This window comes from Bacteroides cellulolyticus, assembly GCF_025567135.1.
In the GTDB taxonomy this organism is placed as follows: Bacteria; Bacteroidota; Bacteroidia; order Bacteroidales; family Bacteroidaceae; genus Phocaeicola; species Phocaeicola cellulolyticus.
On the sequence record NZ_JAOQJJ010000008.1, the window covers coordinates 82,549 to 103,398 of the forward strand.

The following is a 20,850-nucleotide window of genomic DNA, read 5'->3' on the forward strand; positions in this document are numbered from 1 at the left end:
TCTTTTAAATCATACAATTGTTTGTTTTTTCTTTTCAGGGCAGGTCTTCTGACTGATCTTTCCGCGGAACACCTTCCCGCCAATGAGGCAGTGGTCGGAATAACCTTGTTCCGTTTCATCAAGAATCACAGCAGCGGGTACTGTTACCGATTTTCACGGTATTCCCTTTTGAGACTGATGTCACTCTGAAAAGGTATTGCAAAGCTATAAACAAATTTCTGAAATAAAAAACATCAAAATGTTTGGAATTTACAAAAGTGGAAATTTTTAATTCTTAAAAATGCTCTAGAGCGGTCTGTGAGCGAAGTTTGTGGAAAACTATATTTGATGTAAATTTAAAATATATTAGATTATTGGTGATTTTGTTTTAGGTTCTGCTTTAATCTTGTGGGAATTTATCATCCTGTAGATTTCAATAATACTACAGGATGATATAAATTGGGATTATATTATTCATCGACAGGTTTCAAGCCCATCTTTTTGGCTTTTTCCATCATATATTCAAATGCTGCATCGTGTTCGTTAGGTATTACACCGTCCAAAATAGCATCTTTGATATAACTTTTCAAGTCACCTATTTCGCGGCAAGGCTGTAAGTTGAAAACTCTCATAATCTCAGCTCCATCTACAGGTGGTTGGAAATTTCTTATCCTGTCTTTTTCTTCAAGGTCTTTCAGTTTTTGTCTTACAAGCTTGAAATTGTCCAGGAAACGTTGTTTTCTGGCTTCGTTCTTAGAGGTGATATCCGCTTCACACAGACACATCAGATCGTCAATATCATCACCTGCTTCAAAGAGTAGTCGTCTTACTGCAGAATCAGTAACTTCTTCGTCGGCTATTACTATAGGACGCATGTGGAGGCTCACCATTTTCTGGACATATTTCATCTTCTCGTTCATTGGAAGTTTCATTTTCCTGAATATGTCCGGTATCATCTTCTCGCCGATGTAGTTATGGTTATGGAAAGTCCATCCGGCTTTCTGTTCCCATCTTTTTGTCTTAGGTTTGCCTATGTCATGAAGCAGGGCAGACCATCTGAGCCACAGATTGTCTGTAGCTTTCGATATATTGTCGAGTACTTCAAGCGTGTGATAAAAATTATCCTTATGGGCTCTTCCGTTTCTTGTCTCTACACCTTGAAGAGCACATAGCTCAGGGAATATAAGTTCCAGAAGCCCGCATCTGTCAAGATCTACGAATCCTTTCGACGGTATAGGTGATAATATTATCTTATTCAGTTCGTCTGCTATACGTTCCTTTGATATAATCTTGATACGTTCCTTATTTCTTCCTAAAGCTTCGAATGTCTCGTCCTCTATGTAGAAGTTCAGCTGTGTGGCAAAACGGATACATCTCATCATTCGCAGAGGGTCATCGCTGAATGTTATGTCCGGATCAAGAGGGGTTCTTATGATTCTGTCTTTAAGATCCTCCATACCGTCAAATGGGTCAACCAACTCGCCGAAACGGTCTTTGTTCAGGCAGACGGCCATAGCGTTTATTGTAAAATCGCGTCTGTTTTGGTCATCCTCCAGTGTTCCGTTTTCCACTATTGGCTTTCTGCTGTCGTGGCTATATGATTCTTTTCTTGCACCTACAAATTCCACTTCGATGTCTCTGAACTTCACCTGTGCTGTTCCGAAATTCTTGAACACCGAAACATTAGCTCCTTTGCCTAATTTTTTGCCTAGTGCCTGTGCTATTTCTATACCGCTTCCTACCACTACCACATCAATGTCCTTTGAATGTCGTTTCAGGAATATATCTCGCACATAGCCTCCTACTACATAGCATTCCAACCCTAGTTCGTCTGCAGTTTCGGATATTATACTAAATATTTTATCGGAGAAATGTTCTTTTAATTCCATATATAGAAATCTGTTGTTTGAAGTGCAAAGGTACAAAAATGTCTTTTTTCTGCAATATATAAACATAAATAGGAAAGTGAATATTACAATTTATACGCAATATTCACTTTCCTATATGGTTATAATAATAACTTTATTTGTACTATTATATCTTTACATTTATTTTCTTTCCGCTGTATGTAATGACTTTTTCTTTTCCGTCGGCTGTACGTATGGTAAAGTTACGTTTGGTCAGCATACCGTTATATTCACCTTTACGTGCATCAATTGTGAGAATACGTTTTGTGTCGTTCCATTTCATTTGTATTTCAGTGTATGCTCCGGATTCATAATTGTAATTGTCACCTTCGTCTTCATAAAGTGTAAATGTTCCGTCCGCTCCCGGATATACGTTTATTATCAGATTATCCCATTTCTTCTCGTTTGTATATTGCACATCCGGACCTATAGGTATGATGCTTCCTGCACGGACAAAAAGTGGTATTCTGTCAAGTGATGTCTTGATTTTCAATTTTTGTCCACCGTCGAAATCCTCGTTAGTCCAGTAATTATACCATTTGTTTCCTGAAGGAAGATAAACTTCCATTTCTTTAGACTGTGTAAAGTCAACATTTAATGAAAGGTTTACCTGATTGTTTGTTGTCTTATTCCATCCTTCGTTCTCTTTTAAGATATTTTGTTTTTGTTCAGGTGTGTATTGAGCGTGAAGAACAGGCGCTACGAGGAATGCTTTTCCGAACATGTATTCGTTACCTATTTTCCAGGTGTTTTTGTCATTCAGGAAATCCATGTAGAGGGCACGCATAAATGTTGACTGTCTGTGTGAAACCTCCCAGGCTGTAGAATAGATGTAAGGCAGTAGGGAATAACGTAATTTCACAGCATCTACCAATGCGTCATAAACCGGTTCGCCGGCTTTGCCGTACCAGAAAAATTCACGAGGAGTGTCGGCACCGTGACTACGCATCATCGGACAGAAAACTCCGAATTGTAACCAACGTACATAAAGTTCCTGATACATTGGGTTTCTTGTGGCACTGGCATTTCCATTAGTGTTATATGAGCCGGCGAAAAAGCCTCCCAAATCAGAATTCCAATGTGACATTCCTGTGAGTGAGAAGTTAAGTCCTGCAGTTATTTGTTTACGGAACATATCCCATGATGACTGTACATCGCCAGACCATACGTTTGAGGCATATCGTTGTTGTCCGAGGAAGCCTGAACGGGTTAATATGATAACACGTTTGTCGCTGGTTTCTGCACGCTGATGGTCGTAAACACCTCCAACAGTCATAAGAGGATATGCATTGCGTACGCTGCGGTATGAACCTAAGTAAGTCTGGCGGTCAAAGTCGCTATCTTTCCAGTTGAAATGGTCTGGTTCTGTTGAATCCATCCACCATCCGTCCATACCTAATTGGAATATACCTTTGTTAAGGTAATCCCAGTAAATGTCACGTGCCTTAGGGTTGTAACAATCGTAAACTCTAACTCCTGATGGATATTCCATGTTTGGCGGCCAGCCTTCAACTCCTGATTGTGGCCATGTCTCTATGTTGAATAAGAGTCCTTCTTTATCTAATGTACGGTATGGTTTTGTTGCCGGTCCGAAAGAAGACCATATAGATATCATCATACGCGCGTTCATTCCGTGTATGCTGTCAATCATGGCTTTGGGATTGTCAAAAGACGGATTGCGGAAGTCCATTGCATTCCACAGATAGTTATGTCCCCAGTATTGCCAGTCTTGTATGATGCAGTCTAATGGAATACCTAATTCTCTGTATTTTTTTACCACACCTACAGTTTCTTCCTGGCTTTTGTATCTTTCCTTACTCTGCATAAATCCGTAGCTCCACAGTGGCATCATCGGTACTTCTCCTGTCAAAGCACGTACTTGTGCTATAACTCCGTCGGCAGAACCACCATACATGAAGTAGTAATCAATACAGTCTCCCACCTCGGAACTGAATGAGGTTTCATTTTCGTTGTCTGTATAAGTAGTCGCGGAATAATTGTCCCAAAATACTCCATAACCTTTTGTTGACTGAAAGATAGGTGACACATCTTCAACATTACCTTGAATTAATACTTTACTCATGTTGCGTTGCATCATCTGTCCGTTTTGTAACTGTCCCAGACCGTATAGTCCTTCTTCCTTATCTGTAATAAATCCCTGATAAACGGTATATGTATCTCTATCGGCATCCTTCATCGGAGTAAAAGGCTTTGAGTTTTCATTCTCTTTCAATAGAACAGTACCGTCTGTTTTGGCATAGGTTATTATACCATTTTCTGTATTGAGAGTAACAGTCAGTACAGGGCTTTTCATTACAATCTTGCTGTTGTCTGATGTGGCGATTTTTACTCCGGACTTATTCGGCTTTGCAATAACGGAGAGACTTTTCTTTTCTACAGTCTTTCCTAGCGGTGTCTTTAAAATTCTCAGACTGTTTGGAGTGAACCACTGAACTTCTACATCTATTTTTTTTTCATTGATGGAAGTCTTTATGCCGTTTTCTGTTTCCTGGTATTTTTGCGACCATACAAAAATCGGCAATGAACATAATGCTAAAATCAATAAACTTTTTCTCATGGTTTGTATGTTTGATTAAGAGATAATTTAATTACACTTTAAAATGTGGATTCAATGTTTTTCGTACATGCAAAATTATCATGATGGCATAAGAAAAAGTTGTAAATATGTTGCAGATAACAATATATTGGTTGAAATTTATCAATGCTTTTTCAGTTGTTGGACGTATTGTGAAGGACGTACACCAAATTCTTCCTGAAAACATTTACACAGATAACTTGAAGTGCTGAAGCCAACACTGTCTGCCACTTCGGCAACAGTATAACCTTTTTCCAGCAGTTGTGCTGCCCGTTTAAGACGAACGGAGCGTATAAAACTGGTAGGCGTTTTTCCAACCAAAGCTATCAACTTACGGTAAAGTCCAGTGCGGTCCATTCCCATGTCGCGACTTAGTGTTTCCACGGAGTATTCCTGATTGTCCAGATTCTGCTCTACATTTTTAAGGACTTTTCGTATAAATGCTTCGTCTGTTTCGCTTAAGAGTTCCTGTTTTTCTTCTTTCTCGTTGATAGTGTTTATTTGTTTCTTTCTCGTTTCTTGCTGTTCCAGCAATTGACGCATCTCAACAATCAGTACATCTAGGTTTATATTGTTTTCATCGGTCGGTATAGGCAATAATGCTCCTTTTGAAAGTTGCTTTACTAATGTTTGTAGTTCTGTAGCATTCTGACGAATAGACTGCAGTTGTAATTTGCTCCTTCCTTCGTCCATGTGCATAATTACAGCATCCAGAGGAGATATTATCTTTTTAATCGGTTCTTCCAGTTCCTGATTAATGTTTTGGATGAATGTTGTTTTCATTTCATCCAGTTTTTCTTTCTGTTCACGTATTATGCTTCGTTTCTTTTTTCTGATATATAGAAGTATGAAAGCTGCTATGCAGCTGCCGGCTAATATTATATAAACGGTATAAGCATATCCGGTTTTCCAGAACGGAGCTTTTACTCGTATTTTAAGCTCGGCATATTTATCTGTCCATCCTTTGCCGTTTCCTGTAGCGCGTACTTTGAATGTATAGTCACCGGGAGGCAAATCTGTGTAAGTGGCTCTTCCTCTACCGTCTGTTGAATGGATTTCCAGTTCTGTCTTGTCTATTCCGTTAAGTTGATAACGATAGTATGTCTGTGTCGGATTTATGTAGTTCATGGCGGCAAACTCTATTGTAAAGAAGTTCTGGTCATGGCGCAGAACAATCTCTTTTGTCGTTGTTATAGGATTTTTTAATATCTGCTTATCATGATAATACATTCCGTTGTTGATTTTCTCTCCAAACAGGTTAAATCCGACGAACAATGGCAAATAAGGGATTTCCTCTGTTTGTGCAGAAGATGTATTCAATATGTTGAAACCGTTAATACCACCCCAGTAGATGGTGTTGTCGGAAGTGATATAGACAGAACGTTCGCAAAACTCATCGGTTATGACCCCATCATATTGATTGAAGTTGACAAATGAGTATCCAAGCGAATCGGCTGTGTTTCTGTTCGCTTGCATGTTGCTTATTCCATTGGCAGTGGAAATCCATACGGAACTGTCAGGCGTTTGTATTATGCTACGGACTGAATTATTTACAAGGCCATCGGATGTGTGAAATCTGTGTTCTTTCCCGGTTTTCACATCCAGTAGCATAAGTCCGTCTTCTAATCCTATCCAAATTTTTCCACTTCCTGCCGTATAAATACAGTTGCAAGGATGACATGTCGGATGGAAATCGGTTTTATTGTTTTGTTTATCAAATATAAACCATCCGTCTCTGGTAATACCTACCAATAAATCTTTTCCGATTTTGGCAGTCTGAAGTATTCTTTTATTATTGAGGTTGTCGATTTTTTCTTCTATAATGGTCGTTTCCTTACCTTTATACACTGAAATGTTGCCTGATTTTGGGCTATATAAATAATTTCCAGTATCAGTCTTTACTATGATATCTTTGTTCCTAGTCTCTTCAAATCCTGTCACGTGCATTGAAGTTTCTTCAGGAAGAGAGAACATAACTTTTCCGATATTTTGAAAACGAAAACGGTTAGGATGGTAATATAGGATACCACGATTTAACGTACCTATCCACATTCCACCCTGAAGGTCATTGTACAGCGTGCTTATTTCTGTGTCAATCTTTCTACCGTCAACCAGTTTAAGTGTCTGTATGTATTGCTTTTCTTTCAGGTCGGGTGAAATGTTGTAGAGTCCGTCATGTCCGCTAACCCAAATGCTGCCGTCGCGGTCAATGGAAAGATAGTTGAACCATGAGTCTGTATTCATGACTATTTCCCAGCTCTTTTTATATATGTTGAAATTTAGCATTATGCCACCGCCTGTGCCATTACATAACTGATAAAACGAATCATGGCCTTGTACTACATACGAAGTATTTCCGTATAGTGCTTTGGGCAGGTCGGCCGGTACATTACGTCTGTACAATTCTTTTCCTGACACTATATCATGGCATATCAGCATTCCTGATTTGTAGAATAGATAAAGTTTGTCGTCTATTACTCCTAAATCATAAATCTGATCATTGTCCAGTGAAACCTTATTTTTGAAAATAAATGTATTTTTCCTGTCTTTACCTATGTGTAATAAATCGTCTTTTTCCGTGATAACCCATAAATCACTATATTTGTCCATGAACAAATCTTTCAACGGTGTGTTTATTCCCCATTCTCTGAATATGGAATCCGGACAATTCAGGAACTCTTCGCGTGTAATGTCGGCAACCATTAAAGTATGATTGTTCTTAACCCACACATATCCGCTGTTGTCAACATACGTATGGTTAAATCCAGAATATTCCGATAATCGGCATATGTTGTTCTTATTATAGTGAAGATATGTAAAGCTGGTTCCGTCGTATATGTTTATTTGTCCTTCTGTTGTTATCATCATACGTCCGTCTGGTAGTTGTGATATGTTTCTGACTTTATTGCCGGACAGTCCTTGTGATGCGTCCAATGGTGTGAAAACATAATGCTTTTCAGAAAAGACCGGTTCTGCTGCAAATATCCATAACAGGATTAAGAGTCTTAATGTTGCAGTATTTTTTATATCTATTTTTGTTAGTTTATATTTAATGTATTGTGCTTTCATTAATAGTATATCTTTTTATATTCAATAGGAGTAAATCCCGTATATTTCTTGAACACTTTTGAAAAATACGCTATATCGTAGAAACCAAGATAGTATGATACTTCCTTTATATTACTGTCACTTCCCGACAATAACTGTTTAGCCTCCTGTATTTTCAGTTCTTGAATGTAATGTGCAGGCGATACTCCTGTGTAGTCTTTGAAGAGTTTGCGAAACCATGAATAACTCATGTTTATCTTGGAAGCTACATCTTCAGCTGTTATTCCTTTCAGCAGATTTTCCCTTATAATGATTTTGGCTTTGTCTATTTGTTCTTCAGTAGCAGTGTCGAAACATCTGTTATAGTCATAATACATTGTCATACCAAGAATCAGATTTGCTATTCCTGCTAGATATTGTTGGCAGGCAGCTTTTTCTTCATTGGCAACCTTTATGGCTTGATTATACAGGTTAACAATATTGTCCTGTACTCCTATCCTGTATATTATTTGTTCTTTGTTGAAGAAATTGTTTTTGAATCTGCTGTCCATGTTTGCTCCTTCGAAACCGATCCACATTTCAGTCCATCCGGTTTTCTTATCAGGCATGTAGCTGTGCCATTGGTATGGGCGAAGTATAATCATGTCACCTTCCTTTATTTCCATGCTATCCTCAGGTGAAGTGAAAAATATCCCTTTACCTTTTATTATATATAGAAGTTGATAGCTGTCCAGTTTCCTGCCACGCGACGGTGTGAAGAAAAATTGTGCCGGATGACCTGTACGGGGCGGGTATGTTTCGTAGTTCTTTTCAATAGTTTCACATCCTACGGTACTGACATTTATGTCCCAGTCCTCAACACGTTGGCTACTTATAAGATATTTATAGTTTTTCGTAAAATTGTTTTTCATTATATCGTGGTTTTTGCAAAGATATGTAATTCCATCAAATCTTCCATTTCTAACATCATTTTTTACCTGTTGTTTCTTTATATGGTAACTTGTATTTTAAATACAAAGTACGTTTACTGAAAATGAAATAACGTAATATGCGATGACATTTACTTTTCATTTATTTGATTATTACATCATATATTGTTATTATGTTTTTAATGGAAGAGTTTCTGTAGATATGTGAATTCCTATGTAAAACTAACTATTATAATCTAATATAAAAGAAAAAAGGCAGAGGACCTTCCTCGTCTTGCTAAGGCCGCTTATGCAGATGTATGTACTCCTGGTAACCCTCGTGAGGTGACAGAAGAGATAATCCTTGAACTTTACAAGAAGACTTTGTAATTACCCCATATTAGTTTGTTTCCTAATCCTGCAAGGAGTGTTGTGTCCCTTGCAGGATTTTTGTATTTTTGCCATCATAAACTTGTTACATTACATTTATTAAATCTTACCAATATGAAAAAGTCTATTAAATTATTGTTTATTTTATCGTTATCGGTGTTGTTTTGAAATTTAACGTATGCCCAGAATTGTTGTTCTAAAATAAATTATACTAATTGGGTTATGCAGAGGGGATGGAGTAACGGATTTCAAGCTTTGCCTGATGTCTGCACAAATCTGAGTGAATTCTATTCACAATATCATAAAAACAAAAAACAATGGGATGCTGTGTTTGCTTGGCTGGCACAGACAGATTTGCAGACTATACCTGCAGGAAAACATCAGATTCAGGATACAGAGTTGTTTGCCAGTGTTGAGGATGGTGTAAACGATCCGTTAGAGAAAAGAGGGCCTGAGTCTCATTATCATCATATTGACCTGCAATATGTAGTAAAGGGTACAGAGCGTTTTGCATTGCTTAACCATGATACTTCATATCCTAATAAAGCGTACAAACCTGATATTATAGGTTACTCGTATGATGCATCTAAGGCTATGTTTATAGACTCAACTCCAGAACGATTTTTCTTATTCTTCCCGTCAGACTGGCATATAGCTAAATACAAACTGATAAGGAAGATCAAAATATAAGAGTCGTAGTCGTTAAGTTGGATTATATAAAATAAGATTATTATAAATAAGTAAAACCTCTTAAATGTAACAAGAATACAATTTAAGAGGTTTTATTTTCAGTCATTATTTTCTTTCTCAGATTTGTCTTTTTGTGCTTTTTCTTCTTCCATTTTGTATTTCTCGGAAGTGTATTCTTTTGGAGAAACACCAAAAATCTCTTTAAAGGTACTAGAGAAATGCGATAGATTGCTGAAGCCTACAGCATAAGCTACTTCTGAAATTCCTAGTTTCTTTTCTTTCAACAGTTTGGCAGCTTGCTGCATTCTTATATTCTTGATAAAGTCGCGTGTTGACAAGTTGGTAAGTTCTTTTAGTTTTCTATGAAGATGAACACGGCTCAAACCTACTTCTTGTGCCAGCATTTCAACATTTAGAGTCGGTTCTGACATATTATTGTTTATTACCGACATAATCTTATCCATCAAAGCCTCGTCTGAAGATTTTATATTTATATCCTTTACTTTTTCTTTTTGCTCTTGAGCGCCACTGAACTTATTTTTCAGGATACGTCTGCTGTTGAGCAAATTTAATATTGTGCTTCTTAGGACTTCAGTGTTGAATGGTTTTATTATATATGCATCAGCTCCATGTTCAATTCCTTCTACCTGTTCTTCTGTTTTGCCTTTAGCTGTAAGCAGGATGACAGGTATATGGTTGATGTTTACATTTTGTTTGATTTTCTTGCATAATGTCAGTCCGTCCATTTCATCCATCATAACGTCACTAACCACCAGATCAACATGGTTGGTGAGTATGTGCTCATAGGCTTCACGTCCGTTGCTTGCCAATGATATTCTGAACTCGTCAGACAACTCATCTTTCAGGAATTCCTGAATTTCTTTTTCATCGTCAACTATCAGTATGGTAAAATTGGTTTTTGATTTCTTCTTTACAGTATTTTCTTCTTCGTTTATATCTGATATTGATGACGATATTTGCTGGATGTTGATATCATTGTTCACGTATGTGTCATTCTCTTCTATCTGTTCCAGACTTATATGGTCGCATCCTTTAGGTATTCTTACGGTAAATGTGGAACCTGAACTTCCTATATTATTTTCTGCTGTTATTGTTCCATAATGCATTTCTACGAGTGAGCGTGTCAGATGTAGTCCAACTCCTGTACCGCCCTGATTATGTACGCCATTTCCGCTGATTTGATAGAATCTTTCAAATATACGTTCTTTTTGGTTTTCATCCAGCCCTATACCGCTGTCTGTTACTTTTATTTCAATATAGTTTTTTAACGCTCCTTTTGCATTCGGATTTTCACCATGGCATAGACTGACACATACTTTACCATTATCAGGTGTATATTTGAATGCATTTGATAACAGGTTCATCAATACTTTGTCGAAATTGTTTATGTCTATCCATCCCATAAGTGTTTCGTCTTCATGTTCGAAGCTGAAGCTGATGTTTTTCTGGCGTGCAGTGTTTTCGAAAGTAATCATAAGGTCGTTAATGAAACCTACAAGGTCTGTTTCACGGAAATGCATCTGCATCTGTCCTTTTTCAATTTTTCTTATGTCCATAAGCTGGTTTATGAGACGCAGTATTCTTTTTGCATTTCGGTAAATCATCATGTATGTCTTGCTTGTCTCCTTATCATTATTTGCTGCAATTAGCTTTTCCAATGGGTTTATAATCAGAGTCATAGGGGTACGTATTTCATGTGAGATATTTATGAAGAACTGTAGTTTGGCTTCATTAATTTCTCGTGCATGACGTATCTCCATGAAGTCGCGCTTGCGTCGTATCTTGATTCGTATATAGTTCACTGTCAACCATATAAGTATTATCACAGGTATGGAGAATAATATATATGCCCACCATGTCTGATACCAAGGGTAGGATATATGAATATTATATACGTATGTATCCGATGTTATATTTCTGTTTACTGCAAAAACTTCTAAAGTATAATCTCCCGGAGGTAGATTGTTGAATGTTATGTAGTTTTCACCGCTTCTTGTTGACAGCCAGTTCTTGCTCAGTTTTCCAATTCTGTATTTATATAGAATATGTGACGTACTTCCATAGTCCATAGTTGTGAAAAGTACTCTGAAAGTGTTGTCCTTATGACTTAATCTGAATGTTTTTGCCCGTGTGACATCTTCGCTTATTATCTTTTTTCCTCCTGATAGAGAATTGGTATTTATACTCTTTCCGAAAACCTGGAAGTCTGATATTGTAAGACTAGGTTTTGATATTGAGTCTGTTATCTCAGACGGGTAAAAACATGTGATACCATTTGTACCTCCGAATAAGATTTCCCCATTTGCGGATTTATATGCAGCACCGCGTGTGAATTCGTTACCCTGAAGTCCGTCTTCACTATAATAATTGGTAAACGTATTGTTACGTTTGCTGAATTTGCTTATTCCATTGAATGTACTTATCCAGATATGTCCACTGTTATCTTCGCATAAACCACATATCACATCGTTTGACAATCCGTCGTTTATACCAAATTGTTTTATTTCTTTATTTGATTTGTTGAATGAGTATAATCCTTCGGATGTACCTAGCCATATTGTCTTTTCGCTGTCTTCCAATATTGAATAGCACATCTTGTCTTTAATGATATAGTTTGTTCCGGTGAAGTTTATGAAACTTTTGTTTTTAGGATTAAAACAGCTTACTCCTTTGAAATGTCCTATCCATATATATCCTTCACTGTCACAATATAATGTGTTTATCCAGTTGTCTGCCAGGCAATCACCGTTTTCATCCTTGTCGCTTTCCTTGAAATATGTTATTTCTTTACTGTCCAGATTATATACACACATACCTGTACCGTATGTACTTATATAAAGATTTCTGTTGTGGTCTTCAGCGATGCTGAATACACTTTCGTTTTCCAGTCCAGATATACGGTTGAATGTTCCGGATTGTGTATCAAATAGTCCTATCCCTTGGCTGTAACTTCCAAGCCAGATATTATTTGATGAATCTTCGAATATGTTTATAATAGTATTCGGGAAAAGAGGCTTTCCTTCTTGCGGAGTATAATGCTTAATTAATCCATAATTTGAATTTAAGAAGTATAGTCCTTTGCTGTCAACTCCTATTAGTATATTGTTTTTGCTGTTCTTAAGTATAGACATTACGCATCCGTCGTCAATGGGACTGTTGCTTATTTGCTTGCCTCCGTAGAATCTGAAAGGATTTGTCTTCTTGGGTATAAACACTACTCCCTTTTGGAAAATACCAAACCATAAGTTTCCTTCTTTGTCAAAAAGAATACTGTGTGCTTTTGTATCTTTCAGGTCTATAGCTGCATCTGCTATATACAGATCTTGTGTTTGTTTTGTGTCTTCTCTGTAAATTTTTACACCTGCTCCGTCTGTTCCTATGTATAGCTTATTATCGCATAATGCAAGTGTTTTTATTGGCAGATTGCCAAAACTTGTAATTTTGTCTATGCTGTTTTTTCCTTTGTTGAAAATGTAAAGTCCCTTGGTGAATGTCGCTATGTATATATCACCATTGGCATTTAAGGTCATTGAAGTAATATTACAGTTTTCTACTCCTGGCAGTTGTACTTTATCTATTTTATTGTTATGAGTGTCATATGTAATAACTCCGTGGTCTTCTGTTCCTATCCATATTATACCGTCATTATCTTCAATTATAGTGTTGACTTTATATATGCCAGTCCTTCTTATTTCGTTTATACATGAGCCTGTATTGTTCTCTGTATCAATTTTGAATAATCCTTGATTTGAAGTCGTAGCCCATATTTCACCGTTTTTCCTTTCTAGTATATCCGATATGTGTGGTATTGTGATTTTTCCGTTGATATATAATCTGACGTTCATGAAATTGTTCTCGTCACTGTTGTATTTCATCATTCCGGCTACAGTACCTATCCAGATATTGTCGTTCATGTCTTCATACACCACTCTTGAATAGTTGTTGCATATTGATGTAGAGTCATTTTCATCGTGTGTATAAAGTGTAAATCGGTTACCGTCGAATTTGTTAAGTCCGTATTCCGTTGCTATCCATATAAAACCTCTCTTGTCCTGATAAATATTGTTTATCAAGCTGCTTGATATATGGTCGCCGGTTGTGTAAATGACACTTGTTTGTGCTAGGATATTTGTAAAAAAGAATATTAGAATAATTAATCCTGACAGTTTATATTTCATTGTATTATATTATATGTTTAACTTTTCACAAAGGTAATTAAAAAATGAGAACTACAAAAATAAAAGCGGGCAACCTGTTTTGAAGATTGCCCGCTTTTATCGTAAACTCGTATTAAATTATTTCTTGATACGGTTGTAACGGTTCATAAACTTATCAACACGTCCTGCTGTGTCAACCAACTTAGACTTACCAGTGTAGAACGGATGAGAAGTGTTAGAGATTTCCAACTTAACCAATGGGTAAGTTTCACCTTCGAATTCAATTGTGTCTTTTGTAGCACAAGTTGAACGTGAAAGAAACATATCACCGTTTGACATGTCTTTAAATACTACCGGACGGTAGTTCTCTGGATGAATTCCTTTTTTCATTTCAGTATATACTTTATTTATTATTATTTTGACTAGTTGGTAACACTTAGTCGTGTGTAATGGTCTGTTTCGGGTTGCAAAGATACGCTTTTTCTTTTAAATGAGAAAACTTTATCGATCTTTTTTGTGAAATCTTTTTCTCTATAAATAATATATAATGTGTATTTCCCTTAATGTATAGATTAAAAAAGCATTGTTGTATTCATCGGCTTGGTAAAACTTGCAATATCTACATTGCATTATGCGTACTCAGGTTTGTAATATTTGCCATATTTTATCAATATATGTATGTTTGTGTATATTTTTTTCTTTTAAAATAGAAGTTCTGTATATATAAATTGTTATTTTTGCAATGGAATTTAATCACTAACATTATAAATAGTAAAAACAATGGTTAATTACAAAGACTTAGGCTTGGTGAACACAAGAGACATGTTTGCCAGAGCAATCAAAGGTGGATATGCAATCCCTGCTTTCAACTTCAATAATATGGAACAGATGCAGGCTATCATCAAGGCTGCAGTTGAAACAAAATCACCTGTTATCCTTCAGGTTTCTAAAGGTGCTCGTCAGTATGCAAACGCTACTTTGTTGCGTTACATGGCTCAGGGTGCTGTAGAATATGCAAAAGAATTGGGTTGTGCACATCCTGAAATCGTTCTTCACCTTGACCACGGAGATACATTCGAAACTTGCAAGAGCTGTATCGACTCTGGTTTCTCTTCAGTTATGATCGACGGTTCTCACCTTCCATACGAAGAAAACGTTGCTTTGACTAAGAAAGTTGTTGAATACGCTCACCAGTTCGATGTAACTGTAGAAGGTGAACTTGGTGTATTGGCAGGTGTTGAAGACGAAGTTTCTTCTGACCACCACACTTACACTAACCCAGAAGAAGTAATCGACTTCGCTACTCGTACAGGTTGCGACTCATTGGCTATCTCAATCGGTACTTCTCACGGTGCTTACAAATTCAAACCAGAACAGTGCCATGTTGATCCTGCAACAGGTCGTTTGGTTCCTCCTCCATTGGCATTCGACGTATTGGATGCAGTTATGGAAAAACTTCCTGGATTCCCTATCGTACTTCACGGATCTTCTTCAGTTCCACAGGAAGAAGTTGATACAATCAACCAGTATGGTGGTAAATTGGAAGCTGCTATCGGTATTCCAGAAGATCAGTTGCGTAAGGCTGCTAAGTCTGCAGTTTGCAAGATCAATATCGACTCTGACTCTCGTCTTGCTATGACTGCTGCTGTACGTAAAGTATTCGCTGAAAAACCAGCTGAATTCGACCCACGTAAGTATCTTGGTCCAGCTCGTGACAACATGGAAAAACTTTACAAGCACAAAATCATCAACGTGTTGGGTTCAGACAACAAATTGGCTGAATAATATTTTATTTTAATTATATGATTGTGGAGATTGTCCGTACAGGGCAGTCTCCACTTTTTTTATGCATAAATGTATTGTTTTGTTAATCTAAAGTACATGTTTTTGTAATATTGATTCCGTTATTTTGCATCAGACAAAAATGAAGAGAAATGGAATTAAGACCACATTACAGGACAATCGTTTTATCGGACATTCATCTTGGTACGTCACATTCAAAGGTGGATGAAGTTAGTGATTTTCTAAGCACGGTTGATTGCGACCGATTAATCCTTAATGGTGACATAATAGACGGATGGCATCTGCAGAAATCGGGTGTAAGAAAATGGAAACCGGAACACACCCGTTTTTTTAAGATAATCATGAAAATGATGGAAAAGTGTGGAACTGAGGTTATTTATGTTCGAGGCAATCATGATGATTTTTTGGATAATCTGGTTCCGTTACGGTTCTCCAATATAAGTATTGTAAGAGATTATATATTGGAAAGTAATGGACGTCATTATTTTGTCACTCATGGAGATGTGTTCGATAAAGTTACTACAGAAATGAAGTGGCTGGCTAAATTGGGTGATGTAGGATATACATTATTGTTGTGGATGAACGGAATGTATAATAAATATCGTTCAAAGCAAGGCAAGCCTTATTATTCATTGTCACAAGCGATAAAGCATAAAGTGAAGTCGGCTGTATCTTATATCTCAGATTTTGAGAAGGTCTTGGTTGATTTTGCACGAAAACGTGAATGCGACGGTGTTATTTGCGGACATATACATCATCCTGAAAATAGAGTGATAGATGGAATACACTACTTGAATTCAGGTGATTGGGTTGAAACACTTTCTGCCTTGACCGAGGATGAAAACGGAGTGTGGGAAGTGGTAAACTATTCTGAGGTGATAAATCAATTAAATAAAACTGCCAAACTAACATTATTATCTGTTGCATCATGAAATTTTTGTTTATCGTTCAGGGAGAAGGACGTGGTCACCTTACCCAAGCTATAACTTTGGAGAATGTATTGTTAAGAAGCGGACATGAAGTCGTGGAAATTCTGGTGGGTAAAAGTGAATCAAGGCGTCTGCCAGGCTTTTTTACACGTAGCGTACATGCTCCGGTAAAACAGTTTGTCAGTCCTAATTTCCTTCCTACACCGGCTAATAAACGTGTCAATATAACTCGCAGTATTTTGTATAATGTAATGAGAGTACCCGAATATTTGGGCAGTATGCATTATATAAACGACCGTATTGTCAAGACCGGTGCAGATATGGTTATAAATTTCTACGAACTTCTGACAGGACTTACATATTTCTTTTATCGCCCCCTTGTACCACAAGTTTGTATCGGACATCAATATCTTTTTCTGCATAAAGATTTCGAGATGCCATACAGGCATAAGTTTGGAATGAAACTGCTTAATATGTTTACCCGTTTGACTGCATTGGGAGCAAAGGAATATCTGGCTCTTTCTTTCCGTAGCATGAAGGATGATGACGTTAAAAAGATAAAAGTAGTTCCACCGCTGTTGCGACGTGATGTGTTCCGTCAGGAGGCCACTGATGGTAATTATATACATGGTTACATGGTTAATTCTGGTTTCTCGGAATGTGTGATGAGGTGGCATAAAGATCACCCTGAAACGCCTTTACGCTTTTTCTGGGACAGGTGGGAGGAATCTCCTGTCAAGAAAATTGACGACACTTTGTCTTTTTACCAGCTTGACGATTTGGAATTTCTTAGACAGATGTCCGGTTGTAAGGCATATGCCAGTACAGCAGGTTTTGAGTCGGTATGTGAAGCTATGTATTTAGGAAAGCCCTTAATGATGGTGCCGGCACATATAGAGCAGGAATGTAATGCTTTTGATGCAATGAAGAGTTCTGCCGGAATTGTTGACAGTGATTTCGATTTAAGTAAACTGTTGAAATTTGCGGAGACTTATAAACCGGACGAGAGATTTAAGGAATGGGTTAATTCGGCCGAATACATGATTGTAAACGAACTGGAAGGACTGGCTTCTGCTGAGTTTATGCCAAACATGTATATGGTGGAAGAGTATATCTGAAAACGTAATTATATTTTATTGTAATAAATAATCCTTGTATCGATTTTTTTTGTAAATTGCAATAACAATGTAATATGTATTACTTTCCTTTGCGCAAAATTTAGTAGTTATGGCAATTAAGAAGAAAGAAGATCCATATCTTGAAAGAGATATAAGCTGGATGTATTTTAACAGGCGTATCTTGCAGGAAGCTACACGCCAACATGTTCCTTTGCTTGAAAGGATGGCTTTCCTTGGAATATATTCGAATAATCTTGATGAGTTTTTCCGTGTCCGTATGGCTTCTCAAAACCGCATAGCTGAATGTGAGGACAAATCTGCAGCCAAGGACAGAGAGAAGGCTAAGAAGATAATAAAGAAAATTACTAAGCTTAATTCCGAATACGCCAAGGAATACGAACAGGCCGTAGAGAATGTTATCTCTGAACTGGAGAAGGAAAATATATATCTGGTAGATAATGAAAATATCACATCTGAGCAGCTGGAATATATACGTTCATATTATAAGGAAAAGCTTAATGGTTTTATAGTACCTGTATGGTTCTCTGCAGTCAAGACTCTTGATTCTGAAACTGATGAAAATATTTATCTGGCTGTAAAGCTTCAGAAGAAAAACGGCTCAAAGGTGATTGCTGACTATGCCTTTCTTGAACTTCCAGTAGGATTGTGCGGACGTTTCGTTCGTCTTCCTGACTGCGATGGAAAGAGCTATATGATGTATCTTGATGATGTAGTAAGGTGTTGTCTTCCTATTGTCTTTGAGGGTCTTGAATTTACAGATTATGAAGCATACGCTTTTAAATTTACCCGTGATGCAGAGATGGAGATTGACAATGACCTTAGAACGGGTACATTGCAGAAGATTTCCAAAGGTGTAAAGAGCCGTAAGCGTGGTGAACCGTTACGTGTAATATATGACGGTGATATGCCTAAGGATCTTATGAAGCGAGTGCTTAATAAGCTTGATGTCGATTCATGGGACACTATTCTTTCAGGTGGTCGCTACCAGAATCATAAGGATCTGATGAAGTTTCCAGACTGTGGCAGGAAGAACCTGAAATATCCGGCTTGGACTCCTATAATGAAAAAAGAATTGGATGGTCCGGAGAGTCTTTTGTCCAAGATTCAGGAAAAGGATCGTTTTATACATGTTCCTTACCATAATTTCGATTCATTCATTAGAGTGCTGCAGGAAGCTGCTGTAAGCAAGAAAGTAAGTAGCATCAAGATAACTTTGTATCGACTTGCAAAAGAATCAAAAGTAGTAAAGGCTCTTATCGGAGCTGCCAGAAACGGAAAGAAGGTAACAGTGGTCATAGAGCTGCTTGCCCGCTTTGATGAGGCTTCTAACATTAACTGGTCTAAGAAGATGCAGGATGCCGGCATAAAGGTTATTTTCGGAGTAGAAGGCTTGAAAGTGCATTCAAAGATAACACACATCGGAATGAAAACAGGTCCGGATATAGCATGTGTTAGTACCGGTAACTTCCATGAAGGGAATGCCCGTATGTACACGGACTGTGTCTTGATGACTGCTTCCAGAAGGTTGGTGAATGATGTTGATGCGGTTTTTGATTTTATCGAACGTCCTTATACGCCTATCAAGTTTAAAGAGTTGCTTGTTTCTCCTAATGAAATGAAGAATAAGTTTATAACTCTTATTAATAACGAGATAAAGAACCGTAAGGCAGGAAAACCTGCATATATAAAAGTCAAGATAAATCATATCACAGATCCTGTAATGGTTGAAAAACTTTATGAGGCTTCTCAGGCAGGTGTTGATATTGATTTGTTGGTACGCGGAAATTGTTCTCTTGTACCGGGCATACCTGGAGTAAGCAGTAATATCAGGATTAAAGGTATAATAGACCGTTATCTGGAACATTCACGTATATTTATATTTGCTGCTGGAGGAGAAGAGAAAGTCTTCATGGGTTCTGCCGACTGGATGCCTCGTAATCTTGATAACCGTGTGGAGGTTATAACCCCTGTTTATGATCCTGCTATCAAAGGTGAGTTGAAGCGTATTGTTGACTTTGGACTTAAAGATACTCTTCAGGGACGTATAGTAGATGGATTTGGCGATAACAAGTTTGTTTCTCTTAATGAAGATGAAACACCGTTCCGTTCTCAGGAAGCCCTCTACGATAGTTATCTGGCTGAAAATTGAAATCAACGACGTTAACGAATAGATAAATATAGCTTGATTTTTCACAATGTTGCTTGTCGCTTGCCCGCAAGGGTATGGTGGCAAGCAACTATCTAGTTTATAAACTTATTGTTAAAATATAAAAGGCAAATACTATGAGTAAAGAAATTGAAACAATGCAGAATGGCGTAAATTATGCAGCCATAGACATCGGTTCCAATGCGGTGCGTTTGCTTATCAAGCATCTTGAAGAAACAAAAGAAGGAGTGAAATTCTCAAAGGTATTATTGTTGCGTGTACCCCTCAGGTTGGGATTTGATGTGTTCTCAAAGAATAAGATTTCTGATAAACGTGCCAAAAACATGCTTCGTCTGATGAAATCTTACAGTTATCTCATGAAGATATATGACGTAAAGGATTACCGCGCGTGTGCTACTTCTGCAATGCGTGACTCAAAGAATGGTCCGGAGATAATAAAACGTGTTGCCAAGGAGACGGGAATTGAGATTGAGATAATCGACGGTCAGGAAGAGGCAAAGATTGTATATAACAACCATGTTGAGTCTATGGAAGACCGTAAGGGTAATTATATGTATGTCGATGTCGGTGGTGGTAGTACTGAGATCAATTTGCTGTCCAAAGGTCAGTTGGTATGTAGCCGTTCATATAACATCGGAACAGTGCGTATCCTTAATGAGGCAGTGAAAGAAGGCGAGTGGGAGAGACTGAAAAATGACATGGCAGAACTGGCGCAGTCTTATCCGGATACGAATATTATCGGTTCGGGAGGTAATATCAATAAGTTGTACCGCATGATTGAGAAGAAAGACAAGAAGCGTGCCCGTATGACAGTTGCGTCACTTGAGGAGCTTCATAATGAACTGAAGCAATTGACTGTGTCCGAAAGAATGCAGAAATTCAATCTTAAACCTGACCGTGCTGATGTTATTGTTCCGGCCGGTGATATTTTCCTTACCATTGCCGGAATTATTAAGGCTACTTACATTTACGTTCCTGTTATCGGACTTGCTGATGGAGTGATAGACGGTATTTATTTGCGAAACAAATGGAAAGCTTTGAATAATGAGGTGTGATATAACAAACAAAAATGGCAGAACGAAAAACGTGTCCTGCCATTTTTTTGTTTTATGTAGT

The 20,850-nt window shown here is 37.5% G+C and carries 12 protein-coding genes, 1 pseudogene and 1 riboswitch; of the genes and pseudogenes, 7 read left to right on the plus strand and 6 right to left on the minus strand.

Annotation, left to right across the window (positions count from 1 at the left end; translation table 11 throughout):
• Positions 1-21: 21 nt before the first annotated feature.
• Positions 22-203: riboswitch (cobalamin riboswitch) on the minus strand.
• Positions 204-449: 246 nt separating this feature from the next.
• The 4 genes from OCV82_RS09355 to OCV82_RS09370 all read right to left on the minus strand — a co-directional run bounded on the left by OCV82_RS09355 (position 450) and on the right by OCV82_RS09370 (position 8,441).
• Positions 450-1,868, minus strand: a complete 1,419-nt coding sequence (locus OCV82_RS09355; protein ID WP_154044182.1) for a CCA tRNA nucleotidyltransferase — start codon at positions 1,866-1,868, stop codon at positions 450-452.
• Between the two features lie 145 nt (positions 1,869-2,013).
• The gene (locus OCV82_RS09360) at positions 2,014-4,464 is read right to left on the minus strand and encodes a glycoside hydrolase family 31 protein (protein WP_154044183.1); all 2,451 of its coding nucleotides are present in this window, start codon (positions 4,462-4,464) and stop codon (positions 2,014-2,016) included.
• A 141-nt stretch (positions 4,465-4,605) separates the two neighbouring features.
• Complete coding sequence (locus tag OCV82_RS09365) at positions 4,606-7,551, minus strand: helix-turn-helix domain-containing protein (protein ID WP_154044184.1); 2,946 nt, start codon at positions 7,549-7,551, stop codon at positions 4,606-4,608.
• A complete protein-coding gene (locus tag OCV82_RS09370; protein WP_262543376.1) occupies positions 7,551-8,441 on the minus strand; it encodes an AraC family transcriptional regulator in 891 nt (296 codons plus the stop codon). The genes OCV82_RS09365 and OCV82_RS09370 overlap by 1 nt, the downstream gene beginning before the upstream one ends.
• Positions 8,442-8,720: 279 nt before the next feature.
• Here OCV82_RS09370 and OCV82_RS15240 point away from each other — a divergent pair.
• Together OCV82_RS15240 and OCV82_RS09375 are read left to right on the plus strand one after the other, a co-directional pair.
• Positions 8,721-8,828, plus strand: a pseudogene (locus tag OCV82_RS15240) (hypothetical protein); the annotation flags it as partial.
• Between the two features lie 222 nt (positions 8,829-9,050).
• The gene (locus OCV82_RS09375; protein WP_262543377.1) at positions 9,051-9,518 is read left to right on the plus strand and encodes a YhcH/YjgK/YiaL family protein; all 468 of its coding nucleotides are present in this window, start codon (positions 9,051-9,053) and stop codon (positions 9,516-9,518) included.
• A 98-nt stretch (positions 9,519-9,616) separates the two neighbouring features.
• Here the strand turns inward: OCV82_RS09375 and OCV82_RS09380 are convergent, their stop codons facing one another.
• Positions 9,617-13,717, minus strand: coding sequence for a hybrid sensor histidine kinase/response regulator transcription factor (locus OCV82_RS09380; RefSeq protein ID WP_154044185.1), 4,101 nt, complete (start codon positions 13,715-13,717; stop codon positions 9,617-9,619).
• A gap of 117 nt (positions 13,718-13,834) precedes the next feature.
• Entirely contained in the window at positions 13,835-14,086 is a 252-nt protein-coding gene (locus tag OCV82_RS09385; protein WP_013617874.1) for a type B 50S ribosomal protein L31, read from the minus strand.
• Between the two features lie 390 nt (positions 14,087-14,476).
• Here OCV82_RS09385 and OCV82_RS09390 point away from each other — a divergent pair, with 390 nt between their 5' ends.
• From OCV82_RS09390 to OCV82_RS09410, 5 genes are all read left to right on the plus strand, one after another.
• On the plus strand, positions 14,477-15,481 hold the full coding sequence (locus OCV82_RS09390) for a class II fructose-bisphosphate aldolase (RefSeq protein WP_154044186.1): 1,005 nt from the start codon (positions 14,477-14,479) through the stop codon (positions 15,479-15,481).
• A gap of 149 nt (positions 15,482-15,630) precedes the next feature.
• Positions 15,631-16,431, plus strand: coding sequence for a UDP-2,3-diacylglucosamine diphosphatase (locus OCV82_RS09395; protein WP_154044187.1), 801 nt, complete (start codon positions 15,631-15,633; stop codon positions 16,429-16,431).
• Entirely contained in the window at positions 16,428-17,546 is a 1,119-nt protein-coding gene (locus tag OCV82_RS09400; RefSeq protein ID WP_154044188.1) for a glycosyltransferase family protein, read from the plus strand. Before OCV82_RS09395 ends, OCV82_RS09400 begins: the two co-directional genes overlap by 4 nt.
• Positions 17,547-17,655: 109 nt before the next feature.
• Entirely contained in the window at positions 17,656-19,716 is a 2,061-nt protein-coding gene (locus OCV82_RS09405) for an RNA degradosome polyphosphate kinase (RefSeq protein WP_154044189.1), read from the plus strand.
• 134 nt (positions 19,717-19,850) lie between these two features.
• A complete protein-coding gene (locus OCV82_RS09410; RefSeq protein WP_239469100.1) occupies positions 19,851-20,789 on the plus strand; it encodes a Ppx/GppA phosphatase family protein in 939 nt (312 codons plus the stop codon).
• Positions 20,790-20,850: the final 61 nt, after the last annotated feature.